Here is a 4,040-nt window from a genome sequence, read left to right as displayed (position 1 = left end):
GGCAATACAAGCAAGCCTAATGTCTGCAATTCAGCAATAATGTCAGCAACCGGGCCATCACACTCAATTCCAAGCATTAATCCTTTACCTCGGATTTGTTTAACAAAAGGGCTCTTTAGCTCTGCCTCAAGCTGTTCTTTTAAAAACGCCCCTTTGTCAGCAGCCTCTTGCAAAAAGTCAGGCTGGAATACAATTTGCAATGTGGCATTCACAGCAGCCATCGCCAGCATATTTCCTCCGAAAGTCGTTCCGTGAGAACCAGGGGTAAACGCTTCTCCAAGCTGTTTTTTTCCGATGACAGTGCCGACCGGAAAGCCGTTTCCCAATCCTTTGGCGACTGTGATGATATCCGGTGAGAGTCCGAAGTGCTCATATGCGAAGCCTTTTCCCGTCCGTCCGATGCCGGTCTGGATTTCATCAATGATGAGAAGGGCTTGCTTTTCCTTGCAAAACGACTGTACGGCTGATAAAAATTCAGCACTCGCCGGATTGACTCCTCCTTCTCCCTGCACTGTTTCAAGCATCACCGCGGCAATATCGCCTTCCTCCCCAAGAGCTTTAAAAGCAGAAGGATCATTGTATGGCAGGTAGTGAAAGCCTTCAAGCATCGGGCCGAAGCCTGTTTTGATTTTATCCTGTCCGGTCGCAGCCATCCCTGCATACGTGCGGCCATGGAACGACTGAAGAAAAGTGATGATTTTTGTTTTTCCAGTTGCTTTTCTGGCAAGCTTTATCGCACCTTCATTCGCCTCCGCGCCGCTGTTGCAGAAAAAGACAAGATCTCCGGCACTATGCGCTGCCAGCTTCTGCGCCGCTTGCTCTTGGAGACTGTTTTGAAACAGGTTGGATACGTGCCATACGCTGTCAAGCTGGTTTTTGACTGCCTCTGTCACCGCTTCATGGCAGTGTCCTAGATTTGATACCGCAATCCCCTGAATGAAATCAAGGTATGTTTTGCCGTTTTGATCCTCAACGTACGTTCCCTTTGCTTTTTTGATGTCAATATCCCAACGGCCGTAGGTTTGAAACAAGCTGCTCATGAAACAGCCTCCTTTGCTTTGACAATTTTTGTCCCTTGAAAGGTTTGTTCTGCGAAGAATGATCCTTTACCGTTTACGATCATGACTTCAGACACCTGATCTGATAAAGCTGACAAGGCTGAATTGACCTTCGGGATCATCCCTCCTGTGATCACTTCCTGCTTGATCAGCATCTGAATCTCCTTAGGGGTCAGGACGTCCAGACGCTGCTTTTCCTTCATGATTCCATCGACATCCGTGACGAACATCAGCTTATCGGCTTCAAGCGCTCCGGCGACTGCTGAAGCAGCCAGATCAGCATTTACATTCAGCGTTTTGCAGTCGCTTGTCATAGACAGCGGCGCAATAACGGGGATGATGCCATTTTCCATCAGCGCGTTCACCAGGGACGCATCGACTTTTTTGATTTCTCCCACTTCTCCGTATGTTTCCGGATCTAGATAATCAGCCTCCAAAAGACCGCCATCCTTACCAGAAATGCCCGCGGCTCGCAGTCCGTGTTTGGCAAGCTCAGCAACGAAAAATTTATTGACAGAACCGGATAAAACCATTTCCGCCACTTCCAGCACCGGCTTCGTTGTTTTCCTCTGTCCGCCCGAAAACTCTGTCTTGATATTTAACCGTTTCAGCATATTTGTGATTTCCGGTCCCCCGCCATGTACGATTGCCAGCTTCCAGCCTGACGCCCTCAGCTCTTTCAGATTTTGATAAAATTCCTCCGACAGCTCACGGATGACGCTTCCCCCGCATTTAAAAACGATTGTTTTCTTCATTTCGCTCCCCTTTATTACGTGCGATAGCTCGCGTTAATTTTGATATAGTCATAGGTCAGGTCACAGCCCCACGCTCTCCCGTTTCCATCCCCTTCATCCATCTTGATGATAATGGTGATTTCATCTCCTTCAAGGTATTCCTTGGCGAGAGATTCAGAGAATGGCTGAGGTTCGTTATTCTTAAACAGGCATTGGCCGCCAAGATAAACCTCTACTTCTTCTGCCGTCACCTGTGCTGCGGAGTGTCCGATGGCTCCGATGATCCGCCCCCAGTTGGCATCTGTTCCGTATACTGCCGTTTTTACAAGATTTGAGCCGACAATCTTTTTGGCAATGACGTTTGCATCAAGATTGTTTTTCGCTCCCTGCACTTGGGCTTCAATTAGTTTTGTCGCGCCTTCTCCGTCTCTGGCAATCTCTTTAGCCAGATCCTCACAAGTGAGCAAGAGCGCTTTTTTAAAGACCGGCCAGTCTGGATGGTCTTCTGTCAGGCACTCGTTTTCGGCGCAGCCATTCGCCATAACTAATACCATATCGTTCGTGGATGTTTCTCCGTCAACTGTGATTTGGTTAAATGAAACGTCAGTGATTTCCCGAAGCGCCTTTTGCAGCGCTTTTTCTTCGATTGCCGCGTCAGTTGTCACAAATCCCAGCATCGTGGCCATGTTCGGGTGTATCATCCCAGAGCCTTTGGCCGCTCCGCCGATCGTGACTGTTTTGCCGCCGATTGCCAGCTCATAGCACGTCTGCTTGATTACCGTATCAGTTGTTAAAATCGCTTCCTCAAAATCGCCTGATCCCGCAGGTGTTTCTTTCAGCAACTCGATCCCCGCGTGGATTTTTTCCATGTCTAAATGCTCGCCGATGACACCCGTTGATGAAACAGCGACAAGCTCCGGCTCAATGCCAAGCTGTGAAGCAAAGCTCTCCCGCATTGTGTATGCGTCCTTTAAGCCCTGTTCTCCCGTGCAGGCGTTGGCAATGGCGCTGTTGACGATGACGGCTTTCAGTGTCGGTCCGTGCTTTAAGCTGTCTTGTGTCACTTTGATCGGAGCAGCCTGAAAGTGGCTTTGGGTATAAACTGCTGCACTCACAGCCGGTGTCTCGCTGATAATGACGCCGAGGTCTTTTTTCGAGTAGCGCAGCCCGCAATGCACACCCTTTGCCTGAAACCCTTTTGGCGAGGATACATCACCTGTTACTTTTACAATTTGATCTTCACTTAACTGAATCATGGTTCGATTCTCTCCCGTTCTATGGATAAATTGGCGTGATGGTGAGTCCAGTTTCTTCATTCCAGCCATTCATCAAATTAAAGTTTTGCACTGCCTGACCGGCGGCACCCTTCATTAAATTATCGATTACCGAGACGATCGTGACTCTGTTCGTTCTCTCATCGAGGGTCACGGCGATATCACAGAAATTGCTGCCGTACACTTCTTTCGTTTGCGGGTACTGACCTTTTGGCCTCACTCTCACAAAATATGAATCTTGGTAAAATTCCGAATATAAATCATGCAGGTCATCTGCGGATAGGTCACAGGTTAATCTGGTATACATCGTCGCCATGATGCCCCTTGTCATCGGAACCAAGTGAGCCGAAAATGTAATGGGCCCGAGACCTGGCTGCCATTCATTCAGCGCCTGCTCAATTTCCGGCGTGTGCTGATGTTCATTGACTTTATAAATTTTAAAATTGTCGTTCAGCTCAGAAAAATGGGTTCCCATGGATGCTTTTCTTCCCGCTCCGGAAACACCGGTCTTCGCGTCAACGATAACGAAAGATTCATCGAGCAGTTTCTTTTGAGCCAATGGCGCGAGGCCAAGCAAAACAGCTGTTGGAAAACAGCCTGGATTGGCAATGAGTTTCGCCTGTTGAATTTGCTGTTGATTCAGTTCTGCCAGACCGTATACCGCCTCTTGAATCACCGCCTTCGGTGCCGCTGTCCGTTTATACCATTTTTCATATTCAGCCGGTTCTTGTATCCTCAGATCACCTGACAGATCAATAACCGGAATTCCCGCGTCTGCCAGCTTTGGAGTCAATTCACTTGATACTCCGGGCGGCGCAGCGAGAAACATGATATCTATTTCGTGTTTGATCGTATTCATATCAATCGGCTTCAGTTGCTGATCCGCTAAGCCGGTAAGATGAGGATAACCCTCGCTATAGACATTCCCTTCTCCGCTGGATGAATAAAGTATGCATTCCTCTGCATGAGGATGA

Annotated in this window: 4 protein-coding genes; all 4 read right to left on the bottom strand. The window is 48.4% G+C overall.

The annotated features are described in order from the left end of the window. Positions 1-1,040, bottom strand: a 1,040-nt coding sequence (locus RAC86_RS36120; protein ID WP_377886731.1) for an acetylornithine transaminase, incomplete at its 3' end; no start/stop codon positions are given. Then, on the bottom strand, positions 1,037-1,813 hold the full coding sequence (gene argB / locus RAC86_RS36115) for an acetylglutamate kinase (protein WP_377886730.1): 777 nt from the start codon (positions 1,811-1,813) through the stop codon (positions 1,037-1,039). The genes argB and RAC86_RS36120, both read right to left, overlap by 4 nt. Before the next feature lie 14 nt (positions 1,814-1,827). Continuing rightward, positions 1,828-3,048, bottom strand: a complete 1,221-nt coding sequence (gene argJ / locus RAC86_RS36110; RefSeq protein WP_377886729.1) for a bifunctional ornithine acetyltransferase/N-acetylglutamate synthase — start codon at positions 3,046-3,048, stop codon at positions 1,828-1,830. Between the two features lie 19 nt (positions 3,049-3,067). Beyond that, positions 3,068-4,040 (bottom strand): N-acetyl-gamma-glutamyl-phosphate reductase (gene argC / locus RAC86_RS36105; protein WP_377886728.1); only part of this gene is annotated, 973 nt, incomplete at its 5' end.

The organism is Bacillus sp. LR_5 (assembly GCF_042709275.1).
Note: the sequence above shows the minus strand (reverse complement) of the source record. Positions and strands in the feature narration are given on the sequence as shown.

Excerpts from the sequence above, each read along its gene's own strand:
- argB (WP_377886730.1), bottom strand. The coding sequence starts at position 1,813 with ATGAAGAAAACAATCGTTTTTAAATGCGGGGGAAGCGTCATCCGTGAG.
- argJ (WP_377886729.1), bottom strand. The coding sequence starts at position 3,048 with ATGATTCAGTTAAGTGAAGATCAAATTGTAAAAGTAACAGGTGATGTA.